We start from the raw sequence: 18,598 nt of genomic DNA on the forward strand, positions 1-18,598 counted from the left end.
CGGTCCGAATGGGGGTGGAAACTCACACTTTCGGTTTCCTGAACCGTGGTCCAGGTTACGTTGGGCGCGTGAGCAGCGCGTTGACCTCCAGCGTCGTCGGCTCGGCGTCCATCTGGACCCTCGGCCGCGTCGCTGGTCCGCGCCGCGAGGCCACCGTCGTGCAGGGCGGGTCCGACGCGATCTACCTCGACCTCGAGGGCAGCTGCATCGCCGTGCTCGCCGGCCGCGCCGTCCAGGTGCCCCTCGGCGTGCGCACGCTGCTGCCGGAGCTGCCGTCGGTGGAGACCGGCGACCCCGCGACCATCCACGACGGCGTCGTGGAGGTCGAAGGCCTCTCGGTCCTGGTCACCAACATCGTCGACACCACCGTGCCCGTGCTCTCGGCCGAGGACGCCGCCTGGGGCCGCATGCACCTGCCCAAGTTCGCCGAGCACCACGTGTCCTACCTGCGCGACGTCCTGCCGGCGCAGGCCTTCGACCAGCTCGCGGAGGGCGATGCGCAGGCCGCCCACACCCTGCTCGGCGAGGGACGCGGCGCCACGACGCCGCTCGGCGACGACGTGCTCGGCGGGTGGATCGCCACCGCGGTCGCGATCCGCCTCCCCTCGCTCCAGGCGATCCGCTCCGAGGTGGCGCTCAACGCCTTCGACCGCACCAACCTCGTCTCCGCCAGCCTGCTGGCCTGCGCGGCCCGGGGCGAGGGCGTCCCGGAGTTCCACAGCGCCATGAGCGGCGTGGCCCGGCAGAACGACGACATCCTCAGCCAGTCCCTCGACCTGATGTTCGAGCGCTGCGGCGAGTCCGGGATGGCCTTCGTCCTGGGCTCGATGCTGGCCTTCGAGGCCTTCGACCCCGACGCCTGAGCGTCCCCTCCCCACAGCTGACCGGCCGCCCGGTCACGCCTGGGAGCGTGTCCGGACGGCCGGTCCGTGGGTGCGGCGGGTCAGAGCAGCGGCGAGAACGGCTCGGTGCCGTTGACCAGTGCCAGGCCGGAGATGCCGGAGTGCTGCTGGGCGAAGGCGAGCTCCTTGGCCAGGTCGCCGACGCCGTTGGAGCCGGCGAGCGGCGCGATCGCGACGGTCGACAGGACACCGAGCGCCTTGCCGTCCTTGTCCAGGAAGGCGCTGCCGGAGTCACCCGGGATGCCCGGGGTCACGGTGTAGACGGTGTGCGACCAGCCGTTGCCGTCGTCGCCCAGGCTCGCGCCCTGCTTGGGCTTGAGCAGCTCGATGCCCGCGCGCAGGCTCGAGTTGCCGTAGGAGAAGACGTCGTCGCCCGCGGCGGTGCCGGTGGTGTTGATGCCGGTCGGGCCGCCCCAGAACGGGATCGAGGGGTTGACCGTGGAGACGTACTGCGGGTCGACCTTGACCAGCGCCAGGTCGTTGTAGGCGCAGGTGTCGGGGTCGGTGGTGCCGTCCTTCTGCATCGTCAGCCAGCTCGAGTAGACCAGCGTGCCGGTGCCGACGGTGGTGCCGGAGGAGACCAGCGACCCGTTGTCGACGAAGTCGACCTTGGTCCCCAGCGGGAGCGAGCCGGTGTCGCAGCCGTCGGTGCTCGTGGCCGCGCCGGTGCCGGCGCAGTGCGCGGCGTAGCCGACGTAGGTGTTGGCGGCGGAGTCGGTGTAGACGAAGTTGGCGGTGCACTGGGCACCGTCGGTGTACATCATCGTGCCGGGGTGGATCTTGGCGGTGGACGCGGGCGCGTAGGCGACCGTCGCGGTGCCGGCGGACTTCTTGGCGGCCTCGGCGGGCATACCTGCCACGGCCACGGCGGCGGTGGCCAGGGTGGCACTGGCCAGGGCGGCGACGACGGGACGGCGGAAAGCCATGAGCGACTCCTTCGTGGGGCGGTCTGTCGTGTGTCCAACGACTCACCCCGCCCCCCGTTACGCCGGTCGGAGCGGCCGTCCAGCCCGAAGTGACTAGTACGACGGCTGCGACGGGTCGATCTGGGTGACCCAGGCCGAGACCCCGCCGCCGACGTGCACCGCGTCGGCGAACCCGGCCCCCTTGAGCACCGCGAGCACCTCCGCCGAGCGCCCCCCGGACTTGCAGTGCAGGACGACCTGCTTGTCCGAGGGCAGCCCACCCAGGGCGCTGCCGTTGAGGAAGTCGCCCTTGGGGATGAGCACCGCACCGGGGATGTGGTTGATCTCGGCCTCGTTGGGCTCGCGCACGTCGACCAGCAGGAAGTCGCGCTCGCCCTTGTCGCGCTCGGCGAGCCAGGTCTCCAGCGTGCCGACCGAGATGGTCGAGTCGGCCGCCGCGTCGGCCGCGGCGTCACTGATCGCGCCGCAGAAGGTGTCGTAGTCGATCAGCCCGGTGACCGTGGGGTGCTCCCCGCACAGCGCGCAGCCGGGGTCCTTGCGCATCTTGAGCTTGCGGTAGTTCATCTCCAGCGCGTCGTAGACCATGAGGCTGCCGACCAGCGGCTCGCCGATGCCGGTGAGGAGCTTGATCGCCTCGTTGACCTGGATCGAGCCGATGCTCGCGCACAGCACGCCCAGCACGCCACCCTCGGCGCAGGAGGGCACCATCCCCGGCGGCGGGGGCTCGGGGTAGAGGCAGCGGTAGCAGGGGGCGTCGGCGCTCTGCCCGTCGACCTCGAGGGTCGGCCAGAACACCGAGGCCTGGCCGTCGAAGCGGTAGATCGAGCCCCAGACGTAGGGCTTCTTCAAGAAGAAGGCGGCGTCGTTGACCATGTAGCGCGTCGCGAAGTTGTCGGTGCCGTCGACGATCAGGTCGTACTGCTCGAAGATCTGCAGCACGTTGTCGTTGTCGAGGCGCTCGTCGTGCACCACGACCTCGACCAGGGGGTTGATCTCCTTGATCGAGTCGCGCGCGGACTCGGCCTTGGGCCGGCCGATGTCGCTCTGCCCGTGGATGACCTGGCGCTGCAGGTTGGACTCGTCGACCTCGTCGAACTCGACGATGCCCAGCGTGCCGACCCCGGCCGCGGCCAGGTAGAGCAGCGCGGGCGAGCCGAGGCCACCGGCGCCGATCACGAGCACCTTGGCGTTCTTCAGCCGCTTCTGCCCGGCCATGCCCACGTCGGGGATGATCAGGTGGCGGCTGTAGCGACGGACCTCGTCGACGGACAGCTCCTCGGCGGGCTCGACCAGCGGAGGCAGGGACACGGCTTCTCCAGACGGACGGTGGTGCGGGACTCTCAGCCCAACCACCGTAGTGCGCAGGTTGTTCCGCGCCGGTCGCGTCCCAGGTCCGGCCGGGCCGGACGGTCGGGCCGGACGGTCGGGTCAGACGGTCGGGCGGGGCTCGGCGAAGACCACGACGTTGGAGAGGTACTTCGTGCCGTCCCAGTCCTCGCAGGTGATGAGCACCAGGCGGCCGGGCCCGGTCTGGCTGAACACCTGCTGGGCGTCCCGGGCCAGCGTGGCCTTGCGGTAGATGGTCACCTTGCTGACGCGGTAGGGGATGACCCCCTTGGTGGTCCGCACCCGCACGACGTCGCCGCGCCGCACCTGCTCGAGGTCGTCGAGCTGGCCGCCGCCGGTGTGCACGGTGTGGCCGGTCACCAGCGCGCCGCCGCGCACCGCTCCCGGCTCCGCCCCGTCGGACCACCAGCCGAGGGTCTGCGGGTCGCCGGGCGGGATGAGGACGCCGTTCTCGACGCCGATGGGGACGACCGGGGCGTCCACCCCGAGGCTCGGGATCACCACGTGCGTCGGGGCGGCCATGGAGCGGTCGGGCCTCAGCGCCCGGATCGTCACCGGCCGCAGCGTGCCGGCCGGCGTGGGGTCCGGGTCGGGGTCGACCACGTCCCGGCCCGCCACGACCGCCGGGTCGGCCCGCGGCTCGCCGTCGCGGAGCACCGACCACCCCACGAGACCGGCGCCGCCGCCCACGAGCGCGAGCGACAGCAGGGCGCGCACGACGGTCCCGCCGCGCACCCGTCGTACCCATCCGGCCATGCCTCCACGGTACGGCGCCGCGGCACGCCCAGCGGGTCCTCGCGGGGAAGTGACCCAGGAGTAGGCTGCGCCCGAGCCGGCCCGCCCGGGGTGGCACGACCAGGAGGAACGCGTGAGCGACGCGGCGACGGACGGACAGCGTCCCCGTGGGATCCGGCTGCCCCGCAAGGCGCGCCGTGCCCAGCTCCTCGACGCCGCGCTCGAGGTCTTCGTGGCCCAGGGCTACCACGCCGCGGCGATGGACGAGATCGCCGACCGTGCCGGTGTCTCCAAGCCCGTGCTCTACCAGCACTTCCCGAGCAAGCTCGACCTCTACCTCGCCCTGGTCGAGCAGTCCTCCGACCGCATCATCGACGCCTGCCGGCACGCCCTGGAGGCCACCCACGACAACCAGCAGCGGGTGCAGGGCGCGATGGCGGCGTTCTTCGACTACGTCGCCAACGCCCAGGGCGCCTTCCGCCTGGTCTTCGAGTCCGACCTGACCAACGAGCCCGCGGTCCGCGCCCAGGTCGACCGCGTCACCGAGGTCTGCGCCCGCGACATCTCACGCGTGATCCACGAGGACACCGGGCTCCCGGACGAGGCCTCCGGCCTGCTCGCGGTCTCCCTGGTCGGCATGGCCCAGGTCAGCGCGCGCTACTGGCTCGACACCGGCAACTCCCTGCGCGAGGACACCGCGGCCCAGCTGGTCGCCGGCCTGGCCTGGCGCGGCATCAGCGGCTACCCCCTCGAGGGCCAGCCCGAGGGGGAGCTGGGCTGACCCACTAGGTTGGGGTCTCACGCGATCCGCCGGGCACCGGCGACGAGGAGGAGTCCAGCATGGAGGTCAAGATCGGGGTCCAGCAGGCACCCCGCGAGCTCACCGTCGAGGTCGACCAGGACGCCGACAGCGTCGAGGCGTCGATCAAGGCGGCACTCAGCGACGAGTCCGGCCTGCTCTCCCTCACCGACAGCAAGGGCCGCCGCGTGCTGGTCCCCACCGCCAAGCTCGCCTACGTCGAGCTCGGCTCCCCCACCGTGGGCCAGGTCGGCTTCCGCTCCTGATCCCACCCGGCCAGCCTCAGGCGTCGAGCCCGAGGCTGGTCATCCGCGCGGTGTGGTTCTCGGTCAGCCGCGCGAACAACCGGCCGATCGCGGCCAGGTCGAGCCCCGGGCGGTCGACGCCGCCGGCCAGCAGAGCCGTCAGCTCGTCCCGCTCGGCCGCGACCCGCTGGGCCTGGGTGAGCGCCTCACCCATCAGCCGCCGGCCCCACAGCGCCAGCCGGCCGGCGACCCGGTGGTCCTGCTCGATCGCGGCCCTGACCCGGGACACGACGAACGCCGCGTTGCCGGCGTCGCGCAGGCTCTCGGTGACGATGCGGCGGGTCTCGGGGTCGAGGAACGCACCGATCTCGGTGTAGAAGTCCGCGGCCAGGCCGTCGCCGACGTAGGCGGTCACCAGCCCCTCGAGCCAGTCGTTGGACCGGGTGCGCTGGTGGAAGGCGTCGAAGGCCTGCGCGAACGGTCCCATCGCCTCGATCGGGTCGGCGCCGAGCTCGGCGAGGTAGGCGGTCAGCCGCTCGTAGTGGCCGAACTCCACCGACGCCATGCGCGCCAGCTCGGCCTTGTCGGCCAGGGTCGGGCACATCCGGGCGTCGGCGGCCAGTCGCTCGAAGGCGGAGATCTCGCCGTAGGCGATCGCACCGAGGAGGTCGACGACCGCCGCGTGGTAGGCCCGGTCCTCCATCGCGGGGTTGGACTGCATGCCCGGCAGCCTACCGAGCAGCCTCGCGGCCTGCGTCCCCCTGACCGCCCGGTAGCATGAGCCGTCACACTCACGATCCAAAGGCATCACCCTGACCACCTTCAGAGAACTCGGGGTCCTCCCCTCGATCGCCGACGCCCTCGAGCGAGGCGGCATCACGACCCCCTTCCCCATCCAGGAGATGACCCTCTCGGTCGCGCTCCTCGGCACCGACCTCATCGGTCAGGCGCGCACGGGCACCGGCAAGACCCTCGCGTTCGGCATCCCGCTGCTGCAGCGCACCGCCGTGCCCGGCACCCCGGCGTACGACGAGCTGGCCGCGCCCGGCAAGCCGCAGGCCCTGGTCGTCGCCCCGACCCGCGAGCTCGCCGTCCAGGTCTCCAACGACCTGACGCTGGCCGCCGCGGACCTCGGCGCCCGCGTGCTCACCGTCTACGGCGGCGTGCCCTACGAGCCCCAGCTCGACGCCCTCAAGGCGGGCGTCGACGTCGTCGTCGGCACGCCCGGCCGCCTCATCGACCTGGTCAACCGCGGTTCGCTGGTGCTGTCCCACGTGCAGGTCCTCGTCCTCGACGAGGCCGACGAGATGCTCGACCTCGGCTTCCTGCCCGACGTCGAGCGGCTGCTGCGCGAGACCCCGGCGTCGCGCCAGACCATGCTGTTCTCCGCGACCATGCCGGGCGCGATCGTGTCGCTGGCCCGCTCACACATGCACCACCCGGTCAACATCCGGGCCGAGTCCGCCGCCGACACGCAGATGGTCCCGGCGACCGCGCAGTTCATCTTCCAGGTGCACGACCTCGACAAGACCGAGATGCTCGCCCGCATCTTCCAGGCCGAGGGCGCCGGACGCGCGATCGTGTTCACCCGCACCAAGCGGGCCGCCCAGCGCGTGGCCGACGACCTGGCCGAGCGCGGCTTCCCCGCCAGCCCCCTGCACGGCGACATGGCGCAGGTGGCGCGCGAGAAGGCGCTGCAGCGGTTCCGCGAGGGCAAGGTGCGCGTGATGGTCGCCACCGACGTCGCCGCCCGCGGCATCGACGTCCAGGACGTCACCCACGTGATCAACCACTCCTGCCCGGAGGACCACAACACCTACGTCCACCGCATCGGCCGCACCGGCCGGGCCGGCGCGACCGGTGTGGCGATCACCTTCGTCGACTGGCAGGACGTCACGCGCTGGAACGTCATCAACAAGGCGCTCGACCTGCCGCACAACGACCCCCCGGAGACCTACTCCACCTCCCCGCACTTCTTCGAGCTGCTCGGCATCCCCTCCGACGTCAAGGGCTACGTCGGCGAGCCGGTCGGTGGCCCCCGCAAGGACAAGGACGCGGGCAAGCCGCGCAACGACGAGTCCCGCCAGCGCCCGCCGCGCAAGCGCAACGACCGCACCCGCACCCGCACCCGCGGTGGGCAGAAGGTCGACGGCGCGCCCGAGGCGTCCGAGTCCTCCGAGTCCTCCGAGTCCTCGGTCTCGGCGGCCGCGTCCGACCCGTCGAGCAGCCCCGCGGCCGAGACGCAGGGCGACGGCACCGCTGCCCCGGCCCGACGCCGTCGGCGTCGTCGCAGCGGCGGTGGAGGCGGCTCCGCCCCCGCGGAGGGCTGAGCCCTCCGGCTCAGCCGGTGACGACGACCTTGGTGCCCACCGGCGCGAACGCCCAGAGCGCCTGGGCGTCGCCCGGCGCCTGACGGATGCACCCGTGGCTCAGCGGCGTGCCGAGGTCGCCCAGCCGCTGCACCGGGTGGCCGGACTCGCCCAGCGGCAGGTCGTGGAACCCGATCGCGGCGTTGTCGCCGTGGGCGAACCGCACCATCCACCGCATCGTCGTGCCGTCGATCCCGATGGCGTGCTCGGAGTGGGAGTAGACCTCGTAGGTGCCCGGGTGGAGGTTGTCGGTGACGCTCCCCGAGGCCAGGTAGGTGCGCAGGACCGTGCCGGTGCCCGTCACCAGCCAGACCCGCTGCTGACCCTGGTCGAAGACGACCCGGCGGCCCTTGCCGCTGCCGGCCGGCAGCGGGTGCTCGGTGACGTCCTCGGCCGCCGTGGAGGCGTCGTCGGGGACGTCGGGCAGGGGCTGCGAGCCCACGGGGGCGGGTTCGGGGTCGCCGGCCGCGCCCTGGTCGGGACGGCCGTGGCTGGCGGAGGCGTCGGAGCCCGCGTCGGAGCCCGCGTCCGGGCCGGTCCCGGGGTCCGTGGTGACGACGTCGGTGAGCTCGCCGGTCGAGTCGCTGAGCCGCAGCGACCCCTGCGCGCGGGGCGCGGCCTGGGCCGGGGAGGCCCCGTCGGGCAGCACGCCGACACCGCCGAGGAAGGCGACCGCGCACACCAGCGCCGAGGTGCCGAACGCCGCGATGCGGCCGTAGCGAGGACGGACCGCCTGGTCCCCCACCACGCTGCCCTGGGTCCGTGCGGACGTCGGCGGCAGCGTGGTCTGGGTCATGGGGTCCGGCCCTCCTTGCGGGCGACGAGGTGCTTGGCGACCTCGCGGTAGGCGTCGGCACCACGATGCCTGCGCGTGGTGCGCAGGATCGAGCGACCCGCCGCAGGGGCCTCGGCGAAACGGATCGACTTGGGGATCGGGGGCTCGAGCACCTCGAGGTCGTAGGTCTCCGAGATGGTGTCCAGCACCGTGCGCGCGTGGTTGGTGCGGCCGTCGTACAGCGTCGGCAGGACGCCCCACACGGTGAGGCCCCGGTTGGTGAAGCGGCGCACGTCGTGGACGGTGTCGAGCAGCTGGCCCACGCCGCGGTGCGAGAGCGTCTCGCACTGCAGCGGGATGACGACGCCGTGGGCGGCGGTGAGGGCGGCGACGGTGAGGACGCCCAGCGAGGGCGGGCAGTCCAGCAGCACCCAGTCGTACTCGTCGAGGTCCTCCAGCGAGACCTTGAGGACGTACTCGCGGCCGGTGCGCGTGAGCAGGTCGGCCTCGGCCCGGGCGAGCTCGATGGTGGCCGGCAGGACGTCGACGGCGTCCTCGGTGGTGACGATGACCTCGGTCGGGTCCAGGCCCTTGGTGAGGACGTGGTGGACGGAGAGGTCGAGGTCCTCGGGGTCGATGCCGAGGGAGAAGGTGAGGCACGCCTGCGGGTCGAGGTCGACCAGCAGCACGCGGCCGCCGAGCTCGGCGAGCGCAGCCCCCAACGAGGCGACCGACGTGGTCTTGGCGACGCCGCCCTTCTGGTTGGCGATCGCGAGGATCGTCGGGCCCGAAGTCTTCGCCGCGCTGTTCACGCCGTCATTGTGCCCCAGGGTCCGGTGCCCCTCCCCGACCGTCCGTGGAATGCTGCGCGCATGTCGCGCGTGACCCACCTGTCCACCCGCCGGGCCGCCGAGTCGGCCGCCGCGGGGGCCCACGACCCCGCCCGCCCGATCGCCCTGGTGACCGGCCCGACCGCCGGCATCGGGCTGGCGTTCGCCCACGAGCTCGCCCGTCGCGGCTTCGACCTGGTGCTGGTCGCCCGGTCCGAGGACACGCTGCAGGACCTGGCCGCGCGGCTGCGCACCGAGCACGACGTCGCCGTCGAGGTCCTCGCCGCCGACCTCGGCGACCGCGAGCAGCTGGCACGGGTCGAGGCGCGCCTGTCCGACCGGTCCCAGCCGGTCGACCTGCTGGTCAACAACGCCGGCTTCGGGCTCAAGGAGCAGTTCGCCGACAACTCGGTCGAGGAGGAGCAGGCGATGCTCGACGTCCTCGTGGTCGCGGTGATGCGCCTGAGCCACGCGGCGACCACGACGATGCTCGAACGCGGCTTCGGCGGGATCATCAACGTCTCCTCGGTCGCGGGCTACCTCCCCCGCGGGACCTACGGCGCGGCCAAGGCCTACGTCACCCGCCTGTCCCTGTGGGCCGACGGCACCTACCGCGAGCGCGGCGTGCGGACGATGGCCCTGTGCCCCGGCTTCGTGCGCACGGAGTTCCACGAGCGCATGGACGTCGGCCGCGACTCGGTGCCGTCCTGGATGTGGCTCGACGCCGACAAGCTCGTGCGCGAGGCGCTCGACGACTTCGACGACGGCAAGGCGCTCTCGGTCCCCGACCTGCGCTACAAGGCGGTCACCGCGGCCGCGCGCTACGTCCCGACCGGGCTCCTCACGCGCTTCCAGACGATGGGGCGTCGCTAGCGCGCGGACGCGCCGCCTCGAGTCGTGCGAGCTCCTCCGGCGCCGTGAGGTGGCAGCCGAGGTCGTGACCGACCTTGCCGGTGCCGTGGTGGTCGCTGGCCCCGGTCACGACCAGGCCGAGGTCGCCGGCGATGCCACGCAGCTCCGCGCGCTGCTCGGCGGTGTGGTCCTCGTGGTCGACCTCGACCCCGGTCAGACCGGCCCGCTGCAGGGCGGCCAGGTCCTCGGCCTGCATGACCCCGGCGGACTCGCGCCCCCACGGGTGCGCCACCACGGTCACGCCGCCCGCGGCCGCGACCACGCGGACCGCCTCCTCCAGCGGGGCCGCCGGCCGGTCGACGTACGCCGGACCGCCGTTGCGCAGGAAGCGTGCGAACGCCTCGTCCCGGTCGCGGACCACGCCGCGGGCGACCAGGGCGTCGGCGACGTGGGGGCGGCCGACCGAGGTCGCCCCGGCCGCCTGGGCGAGCACGTCGTCCACGGTGACCTCGTGGCCCAGGTCGCGCAGCCGCTCGACCATGCGCGGCATGCGGTCGCTGCGCCCCCGCACGACCTCGTCGAGGAGCCGGACCAGGTCGGGGTGCCGCGGGTCCGGCCAGTAGGCCAGCAGGTGCACCCCGTGGCCGCGGTGCTTGCAGCTGACCTCCATGCCGGGCACGAGGACGATGCCGACCGTGGCGGCGGCCTCGGCGGCCTCCTCCCACCCGTCGGCGTTGTCGTGGTCGGTCAGCGCCACCACGTCGAGGCCGGCCGCCGCCGCGGCGCGCACCAGGTCGCGCGGGGCGTCGGTGCCGTCGGAGCGGGTGGAGTGGGTGTGGAGGTCGATGCGCACCGCGTGCCTCAGCGCCCCTGGAAGACCGGCGCGCGGCGCTCCCGGGAGGCGCGGACGCCCTCCTGGAGGTCCTCCGTCGCCAGGGTCACCGGCTGGGCCAGCGCCTCCCACTCCAGGCAGCTGGTGAGGTCGGCGTGCCCGCCGTCGCGCAGCGCGACCTTGGTCAGGCGGCTCGCGACCGGGGCGGTCGCGGAGATGCCCGCCGCGGTCTCCAGCACGGAGTCGAGGAACTGGTCGTCGGGCGTGACGGAGGAGACCAGGCCCATGCGGAACGCCTCGTCCGCGCCGACCATGCGGCCGGTGAGCAGCAGGTCGCGGGCGTGGGCCTCGCCGACGATCGCGGGCAGGTGGTGGGTCGCCGCCATGCCCGCGTGCATCCCGAGCCGCACGAACGGGACGGACATGCGCGCCGACGCGGCGGCGTACCTCAGGTCGCAGGCGAGCGCGAGGCACAGGCCGGCGCCGACGGCCGGGCCGTTGATCGCCGCGATCGTCGGCACCTCGAGGTCGCAGACCGAGAGCCAGGCGCGGTAGAAGCCGAGCATCCGGGTGCGCAGCGCGTGCACCGGGGCGTCGGGCTCGCCGGCGATCCACCGAGGGTCGCCCCCGGAGCAGAACGCGCTGCCCTCGCCGGTCACCACGACGCAGCGGACGTCGGGGTCGGCCCGCAGGTCGGCGATCGTCCGCTGCCAGGCCTCGGTCATCAGGCCGCTCATCGCGTTGCGCTGCCCGGGGTTGTCGAGGGTCAGCAGGACGACCCCGTCGGAGGGGCGGTCGACCCGGAGCTGGGAGTCGGGCTGGGAGTCGGGCTGGGAGTCGGGCAGCGGCTGGGTCATGGGCGGAGCCTACGGCCGCCCGCGGACCCGTCAGGCGACCGCGGGAGTGATCGTCGTCATGGTGGACGGGACTGTGGAACGGGGCACACCCACGTAGGCTGGAGATGCAGGAAACTGCCGAAACTAGAACGTGTTCTACACTTCTGGCTGCCGGGCCCCAGGCCGGACCAGACGAGAGGGCGGCACCGCGTGACCACCAAGCAGGTCAAGCAGCTCGACCGGGTCATCATCCGCTTCGCCGGGGACTCCGGCGACGGCATGCAGCTGACCGGCGACCGCTTCACCCAGGAGACCGCGTCCTTCGGCAACGACCTGTCGACGCTGCCCAACTTCCCCGCCGAGATCCGCGCCCCCCAGGGCACGCTGCCCGGCGTCTCGTCCTTCCAGGTGCACTTCGCCGACCACGACATCCTCACCCCGGGTGACGCCCCCGACGTGCTGGTGGCGATGAACCCGGCCGCGCTGCGCGCCAACCTCGGCGACCTGCCCAAGGGCGCCACCGTCATCGTCGACACCGCCGACTTCACCAAGCGCAACCTCGCCAAGGCCGGCTACGACGCCGACCCGCTCGCCGAGGACTCGACCGTGCTGGCCGACTACCACGTCCACCCGGTCGACCTGACCCAGATGACCGTCGAGTCGGTCAAGGAGTTCGGGCTCTCCCGCAAGGACGCCTCGCGGGCCAAGAACATGTTCGCCCTCGGCCTGCTGTCGTGGATGTACGGCCGCCCCACCGAGGGCACGGTCGGCTTCCTCCAGCGGCGCTTCGCCAAGGTCCCCGACATCCGCGACGCCAACGTCGCGGCGTTCAAGGCCGGCTGGTTCTTCGGTGAGACCACCGAGGCGTTCGCCGTGCAGTACGAGGTCAAGCCCGCCGTGATGCCGGCCGGCACCTACCGCAACATCACCGGCAACCTCGCGCTGTCCTACGGCCTCGTCGCCGGCGGCGTGCAGTCGGGCCTGCCGATCTTCCTCGGGTCCTACCCGATCACCCCGGCCAGCGACATCCTCCACGAGCTCAGCAAGCACAAGCGCTTCGGCGTGACGACGCTGCAGGCCGAGGACGAGATCGCCGGCATCGGGGCCGCGCTCGGTGCCTCCTTCGCCGGCTCCCTCGGCGTGACCACCACCTCCGGGCCCGGTGTCGCCCTCAAGAGCGAGACCATCGGCCTGGCCGTGATGACCGAGCTGCCGCTGGTGGTCGTCGACGTGCAGCGTGGCGGGCCGTCGACCGGCCTGCCCACCAAGACCGAGCAGGCCGACCTGCTCCAGGCGATGTTCGGCCGCAACGGCGAGGCCCCGGTGCCGATCGTCGCGCCGCAGTCCCCCAGCGACTGCTTCGAGGCCGCCGTCGAGGCCGTGCGCATCGCCGTCACCTACCGCACGCCGGTGATGCTGCTCTCCGACGGCTACCTCGCCAACGGATCCGAGCCGTGGCGCATCCCCGACCTCGACGAGCTGCCGACCGTCGACCCGGCGTTCGCCACCGTCCCCGACGACGGGTCCGAGTTCCTGCCCTACTCCCGCGACGAGGAGACCCTTGCGCGACCGTGGGCGATCCCCGGCACCCCGGGCCTCGAGCACCGCATCGGCGGGCTGGAGAAGGCCGACGGGTCCGGCAACATCTCCTACGACCCGGCCAACCACGACCTCATGGTCCGCACCCGCGCGGCCAAGGTGGAGCGCATCGCCGCGAGCCTGCCGCCGCTGGAGGTCGACGACCCGTCCGGCGAGGCCAAGGTGCTCGTGCTCGGCTGGGGCTCGACCTTCGGCCCGATCGGCGCCGCGATCCGCCAGGTGCGGCGCGCGGGCCACGAGGTCGCCCAGGTCCACCTGCGCCACCTCAACCCGTTCCCCCGCGACCTCGGCGAGATCCTGCAGCGCTACGACCGGGTCCTCGTCCCCGAGATGAACCTCGGCCAGCTCGCCCTGCTGGTCCGCGCCCGCTACCTCGTCGACGCGGTCGGCTTCAACCAGGTCAACGGCATGCCGATCAAGGCCGCCGACCTCGCCGACGCGATCATGAACCTCATCGAGGAGACCACCCGATGACCGCTGAGACCTCCGACCTCCCCTTCCCCGGCCTCCGGGGCGTCCCGACGTCCGAGGAGCCCCAGAACCGCAAGGACTACACCTCCGACCAGGAGGTGCGCTGGTGCCCGGGCTGCGGCGACTACGCCGTGCTCGCCGCGGTGCAGGGCTTCCTGCCCGAGCTCGGCCTCAAGCGCGAGAACATCGTCTTCGTCTCCGGCATCGGCTGCTCGTCGCGGTTCCCCTACTACCTCGACACCTACGGCATGCACTCCATCCACGGACGTGCGCCGGCCATCGCCACCGGCGTCGCGACCGCGCGCGAGGACCTCTCGGTCTGGGTCGTCACCGGTGACGGCGACGCCCTGTCGATCGGCGGCAACCACCTCATCCACGCCCTGCGCCGCAACGTCAACCTCAAGATCCTGCTGTTCAACAACCGGATCTACGGACTGACCAAGGGGCAGTACTCCCCCACCTCCGAGGTCGGCAAGGTCACCAAGTCCACCCCCATGGGCTCGCTCGACCAGCCGTTCAACCCGGTCTCGCTGGCGCTGGGCGCCGAGGCGTCCTTCGTCGCCCGCACGGTCGACTCCGACCGCAAGCACCTCACCGAGGTGCTCCGCGCGGCCGCCGCCCACCGCGGCTCCGCGCTGGTCGAGATCTACCAGAACTGCCCGATCTTCAACGACGGCGCCTTCGACGCGCTCAAGGGCGCCAAGTCCGACCAGGGCGGCTCGGGCGCGGCCAACGCGATCATCCCGCTCGTGCACGGCGAGCCGATCCGCTTCGGCACCCCCGGCGAGGACGGCCTGCCCGGCAAGGGGGTCGTGCGCGACCCGCAGACCGGCGGCGTGCGCGTGGTCGAGGTGAGCGCCGACAACGCCGACTCGGTCCTGGTCCACGACGCCCACGCCTCCGACCCGACCACCGCGTTCGCGCTCTCGCGGCTCACCGACGCGGGCTACCTCCACCAGGCCCCGGTCGGCATCTTCCGCCAGGTCGACCGCACGACGTACGACGACGCCGCGCGCGAGCAGGTGCGCCTGGCCGCCGAGACCCTCGACGACCCGCGGACCGCGCTCGACCAGCTGCTCCACGGCAGCGACACCTGGTCGGTCGACTGAGCCGTCAGGACGGACGGGCGGGCGCCAGGCTCACGCTGCCCCGACGTGTGATCAGCCGCGCACTGTAGCTCCTGTCGAAGTTTCCTCCAGCCGCCAGAGCAGCTCGCCAGGTCCAGACCACCCCCGCCTTCGAGGGGCGGTCGACGCGGAAGCTCCACCCACCCCAGCTGCCGGCGGGTTTGGCAGCGACCGACCGCCAGGCACAGGAGGAGCACGTCCTCCTCTGCAGCGTGATGGTCCGTCCGCCCCAGCCGGGATGGATCACCCCGCCGAGGACAACCTTGCCGTCGACCTGGCGCGACCTCGCGTTGAAGTCGCGCATCGCCGGAAGCAGGGGGAACGTCGCACTCGACGTGCCCTCGACGGCGTCTCCGTTGCCCTCGTACGTCGTGCCGTAGCGAGCACTCCCGACGACGCGCTGCGGGATGTCGTAGCGTCCGTCGGCATCGGTCCTCACGCTGAGCACCCGCTCGAACACGTCGTCGCTGGGGAGCTGGCGGAACAGGTTGATCACCTCGCCCCCGATCCCCTCCCCGGTGGTGTCCGAGGTCAGCCGTCCGACCACCCGGAAGGTGTCCTCGGAGATGAAGGGGCCGGAGGTGTCGTAGAAGACTCCGTAGGTCGCCGGACGCAACGTGGTCGAGCCGGGGTACTGACGCTTGAGAGCGACGGTGATGCTGGTGGTCTCTGGCGCCTCTGCCTGCGCGCCGGTGACGGGCAGGACCGCGAGCCCGAGCGCGACGGCGAGGCTCACCACGGGAGCCAGGAGGCGGCGTCCGCGGCACGATGACATACGGGGCATGGGCTGAGACTAGCCCTTGCGGGTGTAGACCCGCTGGGTCGTGAGCTGGGCGCTGTAGCTCCTCTCGAAGTCGCCCGCCGCGGCGAGGACCGCCTGCCAGCGCCATACCGGCCCGACCTTGGCCGGGTAGGTGACCCGGAACGACCAGCCGCCGCCGCGACCCGCGGTCCTGGACGCGACCGTGCGCCACGCGCAGGTGCGGCACGTCTGGCGCTGCAGGACCACCCGCCGGCCGCCCCAGCCCGGGTTGACGTCGCCGCGGAAGTACAGCTTGCCGTCGACCCTGCGCTTGCCGGCGTTGAAGTCGCGCATCGCCCGGATCCGGCGCGCGACGTCGGAGCGGACCTCGCCGTAGGTGCCGTCGGTGTCGTCGGTGTCGCCGGCGAAGTACGTCGCGTAGGCGGCGGTCGCGACCACCCGCCGGTCGAAGACGTAGCGGCCGTTCGCGTCGGTGGTCGCCTTCTGGGTGAGCAGGCGGTAGTCGGACTCGGTGTGCGTGCGCTTCTGCAGCAGCCGGATCGTGCGCCCGGCCATCGGCCTGCCCTGGTCGTCCCTGAGGTAGCCGGTGACCCGGAACTCGTCGTCCGCGATGGCCGGCCCCTGGGTGTCCCAGAAGACCCCGGTGGACCGGCTCAGGGCGAGGGTCAGCGTCGGCGTCACCGCGGCCCCGGCCCCGCCGGCCGGGAGGACGACCACGCCGAGACCGAGGACCACGCCCAGCAGCAGCGTGAGCAGGCGACGCGGACGGCGGGCGGCGGTGCGGTTCATGGGCGGAGACTAACCCCGCCTTGCCGTGCCCACCTAGGCTGCCGTCTCGTGACGCCACGATGACCGCCCCCGACCGCAACCGAGCCAGGGACGGGTTCGTGCTGGGGTTCGCCGCCTATGCCATGTGGGGCGCCTTCCCGCTCTACTGGCCGCTGCTCGAGCCGGCCGGCGCGGTCGAGCTGCTGGCCCACCGGGTGGCCTGGTCGGCCCTCGTCATGGCGGTCCTGGCCGTGGCGCTGCGCAAGCGGGAGGGCCTGGCCCGCGTGGTGCGCGACCGCCGCGTCCTGCTCCTGCTGCTCGCCGCGGCGTGCGTCATCTCGGTCAACTGGGGCGTCTACATCTGGTCGGTGAACCACGAGCACGTCGTGGACGCCAGCCTCGGCTACTTCATCAACCCCCTGGTCACGGTGCTCATGGGCGTCCTCGTCCTGGATGAGCGCCTGCGGACCCTGCAGTGGGCCGCGCTCGCGGTCGCCGGGGGCGCCGTGGTGTGGTTGACGCTCGCCGAGGGCCGCGCGCCGTACATCGCCCTGACGCTGGCGTTCTCGTTCGGCACCTACGGCCTGCTGCGCAAGAAGGCAGACGTCGGTGCGGTCGAGGGCCTCACGGTCGAGACGTTCCTGCTGGCTCCGCTGGCCGTGGCCTACCTGGTGTGGCTGCAGGCCTCCCGCGACGGGCGGGCCTTCTCGGAGGGCCCGGGCCACTTCGGGCTCCTGGCCACGGCGGGACTGGTCACGGCCCTGCCGCTGCTCTGCTTCGGCGGTGCGGCCACGCGGGTGCCGCTCACCACGCTCGGCCTGCTGCAGTACGTCGCCCCGACGCTGCAGTTCGTGCTCGGCACCACCGTCGGCGGCGAGTCGATGTCGGTCTCGAGGTGGGTCGGCTTCGCGGTCATCTGGGCCGCTCTGGTGCTGTTCAGCCTCGACTCCGTGCGGTCCCGTCGCCAGTCGCGGCTCGTGGTCGAGGCCTCGGCGGCCTGACCCTCACGACTGGCCCGGGGGGCCGGTCGGACCGCCGGCCTGCCAGGCCTGGAAGCGCCTGATGCCGAGCGCGACGACCTGCCAGGCGAGCACCGACATCGTCCCGAAGAGCAGGCCGCCGGTGGCACCGGCGACGTAGTCGCCCGCGGAGTTGGAGAACTCCAGCGAGGTGATCAGCCCGCCCCACAGCAGCACCGCGGCGAGCCAGACCACGGCCCACGCGAGGCGCCGGGCACCCCTGCCCGCGACCCGGGCCCGCGCCAGGAGGAAGCCGGCCGGGACGACGTAGGCCGTGCCGACGACCGTCACCAACCAGGCCCCGGTCAGCGTCGGGACGGCGAGCCAGACAACACCCGAGAGCAGGTTGCTCACCAGCACGGGTCGGTCGTGGGCCATCGCAGCCTCAGGCCGTGCGGGTCGCGATCACGCCCGCGAAGTCGACCAGGGCCTGCTTCACGGGCCCCTCGGGCACCACGGTCAGCAGGTCGATCGCGCTGTTGGCCAGCTGCAGGACGTAGCGTCGCGCCTCACCCATGGCGGGGTGGGCCCGCATCAGGGCCAGCGCCTCGGCGTGCCGGGCGTCGTCGGTCAGAGGCGCGGACAGCAGCTCGCGCAGGCGCGCGTCGGCCGGGTCGGTCGACCGCAGCGCCATCAGGGTCGGCAGCGTCGGCACGCCCTCGCGGAGGTCGGTGCCGGGGGTCTTGCCGGAGACGTCGGAGTCGCTGCCCAGGTCGAGGATGTCGTCGGAGAGCTGGAAGGCGGTGCCCACGCGCTCGCCGTAGCCCGTGAGGGCCGCGACGACCTCGGGCGGGCAGCCGGAGAACATCGCGCCGTAGCGCGCGGAGGTCGCGATCAGCGACCCCGTCTTGCCCCCCACCACGCGCAGGTAGTGGTCGAGCAGGTCCTCGCCGGGCCGCGGCTCGCGGGTCTCCAGGATCTGGCCCTCGACCAGCCGGCTGAACGTCTCGGCCTGGATGCGGACCGCCTCGGCCCCGAGCCGAGCGGTGAGCTCGGAGGACTTCGAGAACAGCCAGTCCCCCGCCAGGATCGCGACGTGGTTGTCCCAGCGCACGTTGGCCGAGTCGGCCCCGCGCCGCAGGTCCGCCTCGTCCATCACGTCGTCGTGGTAGAGCGAGGCCAGGTGGGTCAGCTCGACCACCGACGCGGCGGTGAGCACGTCCTCGTTGATCCCCTCGCCCGCCTCGGCGGCGAGCAGCACCAGCATCGGGCGGAACCGCTTGCCGCCGGCGTGGAGCAGGTGGCGGCACGCCTCGGTGATGAAGTCGGCCTCGGAGCGGATCTCCGCCTCGAGCCGCTCCTCGACGGTGAGCATGCCGCGGACGAGGCGCTCACGGAGCGCCGCGTCCACCACGGGGAGAGCCAGCGGCACGTCCTGGGCGGGGGTCATCGGTTGGCCGGTC

20 protein-coding genes are annotated in these 18,598 nt (G+C 72.8%); 8 read left to right on the forward strand and 12 right to left on the reverse strand.

The genetic code is table 11. From position 1 onward, the window contains the following. Nucleotides 1-68 precede the first annotated feature (68 nt). Nucleotides 69-863, forward strand: a complete 795-nt coding sequence (locus J2S63_RS06090; RefSeq protein WP_310299931.1) for an oxamate carbamoyltransferase subunit AllH family protein — start codon at nt 69-71, stop codon at nt 861-863. A gap of 80 nt (nt 864-943) precedes the next feature. Here the strand turns inward: J2S63_RS06090 and J2S63_RS06095 are convergent, their stop codons facing one another. The 3 genes from J2S63_RS06095 to J2S63_RS06105 all read right to left on the reverse strand — a co-directional run bounded on the left by J2S63_RS06095 (nt 944) and on the right by J2S63_RS06105 (nt 3,931). Beyond that, nucleotides 944-1,828 (reverse strand): hypothetical protein, encoded by an 885-nt coding sequence (locus J2S63_RS06095; protein ID WP_310299934.1) that lies wholly within the window; start codon nt 1,826-1,828, stop codon nt 944-946. Between the two features lie 93 nt (nt 1,829-1,921). Next, on the reverse strand, nt 1,922-3,136 hold the full coding sequence (gene moeZ / locus J2S63_RS06100) for an adenylyltransferase/sulfurtransferase MoeZ (RefSeq protein ID WP_310299936.1): 1,215 nt from the start codon (nt 3,134-3,136) through the stop codon (nt 1,922-1,924). A gap of 120 nt (nt 3,137-3,256) precedes the next feature. After that, nucleotides 3,257-3,931, reverse strand: a complete 675-nt coding sequence (locus tag J2S63_RS06105) for a class F sortase (protein ID WP_310299938.1) — start codon at nt 3,929-3,931, stop codon at nt 3,257-3,259. Nucleotides 3,932-4,043: 112 nt separating this feature from the next. Between J2S63_RS06105 and J2S63_RS06110 the strand changes: the two genes are divergently transcribed. Then, a complete protein-coding gene (locus J2S63_RS06110; protein WP_310299942.1) occupies nt 4,044-4,691 on the forward strand; it encodes a TetR/AcrR family transcriptional regulator in 648 nt (215 codons plus the stop codon). Nucleotides 4,692-4,750: 59 nt separating this feature from the next. Continuing rightward, nucleotides 4,751-4,975, forward strand: a complete 225-nt coding sequence (locus J2S63_RS06115; protein ID WP_310299946.1) for a DUF3107 domain-containing protein — start codon at nt 4,751-4,753, stop codon at nt 4,973-4,975. Nucleotides 4,976-4,991: 16 nt separating this feature from the next. On the opposite strand, the gene J2S63_RS06120 is transcribed toward J2S63_RS06115, so the two are convergent. After that, nucleotides 4,992-5,675: a ferritin-like fold-containing protein gene (locus tag J2S63_RS06120; protein WP_310299948.1), complete on the reverse strand. Its 684-nt coding sequence runs from the start codon at nt 5,673-5,675 to the stop codon at nt 4,992-4,994. A 181-nt stretch (nt 5,676-5,856) separates the two neighbouring features. Here J2S63_RS06120 and J2S63_RS06125 point away from each other — a divergent pair, with 181 nt between their 5' ends. Further along, nucleotides 5,857-7,284 (forward strand): DEAD/DEAH box helicase, encoded by a 1,428-nt coding sequence (locus tag J2S63_RS06125; RefSeq protein WP_344114963.1) that lies wholly within the window; start codon nt 5,857-5,859, stop codon nt 7,282-7,284. Nucleotides 7,285-7,294: 10 nt separating this feature from the next. Here J2S63_RS06125 and J2S63_RS06130 read toward each other — a convergent pair whose 3' ends face one another. Continuing rightward, the gene (locus J2S63_RS06130) at nt 7,295-8,119 is read right to left on the reverse strand and encodes a L,D-transpeptidase (RefSeq protein WP_310299955.1); all 825 of its coding nucleotides are present in this window, start codon (nt 8,117-8,119) and stop codon (nt 7,295-7,297) included. Further along, nucleotides 8,116-8,910 (reverse strand): ParA family protein, encoded by a 795-nt coding sequence (locus J2S63_RS06135; RefSeq protein ID WP_310299958.1) that lies wholly within the window; start codon nt 8,908-8,910, stop codon nt 8,116-8,118. Before J2S63_RS06135 ends, J2S63_RS06130 begins: the two co-directional genes overlap by 4 nt. Before the next feature lie 60 nt (nt 8,911-8,970). On the opposite strand from J2S63_RS06135, the gene J2S63_RS06140 reads away from it, so the two are divergent. Then, nucleotides 8,971-9,801: an SDR family NAD(P)-dependent oxidoreductase gene (locus J2S63_RS06140; protein ID WP_310299961.1), complete on the forward strand. Its 831-nt coding sequence runs from the start codon at nt 8,971-8,973 to the stop codon at nt 9,799-9,801. Here J2S63_RS06140 and J2S63_RS06145 read toward each other — a convergent pair. Together J2S63_RS06145 and J2S63_RS06150 are read right to left on the reverse strand one after the other, a co-directional pair. Further along, nucleotides 9,770-10,633, reverse strand: a complete 864-nt coding sequence (locus J2S63_RS06145) for a PHP domain-containing protein (RefSeq protein ID WP_310299965.1) — start codon at nt 10,631-10,633, stop codon at nt 9,770-9,772. The genes J2S63_RS06140 and J2S63_RS06145 overlap by 32 nt on opposite strands. Before the next feature lie 8 nt (nt 10,634-10,641). Then, entirely contained in the window at nt 10,642-11,469 is an 828-nt protein-coding gene (locus J2S63_RS06150; RefSeq protein WP_310299967.1) for an enoyl-CoA hydratase/isomerase family protein, read from the reverse strand. 147 nt (nt 11,470-11,616) lie between these two features. Here J2S63_RS06150 and J2S63_RS06155 point away from each other — a divergent pair, with 147 nt between their 5' ends. Together J2S63_RS06155 and J2S63_RS06160 are read left to right on the forward strand one after the other, a co-directional pair. After that, nucleotides 11,617-13,521: a 2-oxoacid:acceptor oxidoreductase subunit alpha gene (locus J2S63_RS06155; protein ID WP_374725134.1), complete on the forward strand. Its 1,905-nt coding sequence runs from the start codon at nt 11,617-11,619 to the stop codon at nt 13,519-13,521. Further along, nucleotides 13,518-14,627, forward strand: coding sequence for a 2-oxoacid:ferredoxin oxidoreductase subunit beta (locus J2S63_RS06160; protein WP_310299973.1), 1,110 nt, complete (start codon nt 13,518-13,520; stop codon nt 14,625-14,627). Before J2S63_RS06155 ends, J2S63_RS06160 begins: the two co-directional genes overlap by 4 nt. Before the next feature lie 4 nt (nt 14,628-14,631). On the opposite strand, the gene J2S63_RS06165 is transcribed toward J2S63_RS06160, so the two are convergent. Continuing rightward, nucleotides 14,632-15,429: a hypothetical protein gene (locus tag J2S63_RS06165; protein ID WP_310299976.1), complete on the reverse strand. Its 798-nt coding sequence runs from the start codon at nt 15,427-15,429 to the stop codon at nt 14,632-14,634. Nucleotides 15,430-15,438: 9 nt separating this feature from the next. Beyond that, nucleotides 15,439-16,197, reverse strand: coding sequence for a carboxypeptidase-like regulatory domain-containing protein (locus tag J2S63_RS06170; protein WP_310299978.1), 759 nt, complete (start codon nt 16,195-16,197; stop codon nt 15,439-15,441). A 59-nt stretch (nt 16,198-16,256) separates the two neighbouring features. Here J2S63_RS06170 and rarD point away from each other — a divergent pair, with 59 nt between their 5' ends. After that, on the forward strand, nt 16,257-17,177 hold the full coding sequence (rarD, locus tag J2S63_RS06175; protein ID WP_310299981.1) for an EamA family transporter RarD: 921 nt from the start codon (nt 16,257-16,259) through the stop codon (nt 17,175-17,177). Between the two features lie 3 nt (nt 17,178-17,180). Here rarD and J2S63_RS06180 read toward each other — a convergent pair whose 3' ends face one another. After that, nucleotides 17,181-17,573, reverse strand: coding sequence for a hypothetical protein (locus J2S63_RS06180; protein WP_310299984.1), 393 nt, complete (start codon nt 17,571-17,573; stop codon nt 17,181-17,183). A gap of 7 nt (nt 17,574-17,580) precedes the next feature. Further along, nucleotides 17,581-18,585, reverse strand: coding sequence for a polyprenyl synthetase family protein (locus J2S63_RS06185; protein ID WP_310299987.1), 1,005 nt, complete (start codon nt 18,583-18,585; stop codon nt 17,581-17,583). Nucleotides 18,586-18,598: the final 13 nt, after the last annotated feature.

Source organism: Nocardioides marmoribigeumensis (assembly GCF_031458325.1).
In the GTDB taxonomy this organism is placed as follows: domain Bacteria; phylum Actinomycetota; class Actinomycetes; order Propionibacteriales; family Nocardioidaceae; genus Marmoricola_A; species Marmoricola_A marmoribigeumensis.

Excerpts from the sequence above, each read along its gene's own strand:
- J2S63_RS06095 (WP_310299934.1), bottom strand. The coding sequence starts at position 1,828 with ATGGCTTTCCGCCGTCCCGTCGTCGCCGCCCTGGCCAGTGCCACCCTG.
- J2S63_RS06105 (WP_310299938.1), bottom strand. The coding sequence starts at position 3,931 with ATGGCCGGATGGGTACGACGGGTGCGCGGCGGGACCGTCGTGCGCGCC.
- J2S63_RS06115 (WP_310299946.1), top strand. The coding sequence starts at position 4,751 with ATGGAGGTCAAGATCGGGGTCCAGCAGGCACCCCGCGAGCTCACCGTC.
- J2S63_RS06120 (WP_310299948.1), bottom strand. The coding sequence starts at position 5,675 with ATGCAGTCCAACCCCGCGATGGAGGACCGGGCCTACCACGCGGCGGTC.
- J2S63_RS06125 (WP_344114963.1), top strand. The coding sequence starts at position 5,857 with ATGACCCTCTCGGTCGCGCTCCTCGGCACCGACCTCATCGGTCAGGCG.
- J2S63_RS06130 (WP_310299955.1), bottom strand. The coding sequence starts at position 8,119 with ATGACCCAGACCACGCTGCCGCCGACGTCCGCACGGACCCAGGGCAGC.
- J2S63_RS06140 (WP_310299961.1), top strand. The coding sequence starts at position 8,971 with ATGTCGCGCGTGACCCACCTGTCCACCCGCCGGGCCGCCGAGTCGGCC.
- J2S63_RS06150 (WP_310299967.1), bottom strand. The coding sequence starts at position 11,469 with ATGACCCAGCCGCTGCCCGACTCCCAGCCCGACTCCCAGCCCGACTCC.
- J2S63_RS06160 (WP_310299973.1), top strand. The coding sequence starts at position 13,518 with ATGACCGCTGAGACCTCCGACCTCCCCTTCCCCGGCCTCCGGGGCGTC.
- J2S63_RS06165 (WP_310299976.1), bottom strand. The coding sequence starts at position 15,429 with ATGCCCCGTATGTCATCGTGCCGCGGACGCCGCCTCCTGGCTCCCGTG.
- J2S63_RS06170 (WP_310299978.1), bottom strand. The coding sequence starts at position 16,197 with ATGAACCGCACCGCCGCCCGCCGTCCGCGTCGCCTGCTCACGCTGCTG.
- rarD (WP_310299981.1), top strand. The coding sequence starts at position 16,257 with ATGACCGCCCCCGACCGCAACCGAGCCAGGGACGGGTTCGTGCTGGGG.
- J2S63_RS06180 (WP_310299984.1), bottom strand. The coding sequence starts at position 17,573 with ATGGCCCACGACCGACCCGTGCTGGTGAGCAACCTGCTCTCGGGTGTT.
- J2S63_RS06185 (WP_310299987.1), bottom strand. The coding sequence starts at position 18,585 with ATGACCCCCGCCCAGGACGTGCCGCTGGCTCTCCCCGTGGTGGACGCG.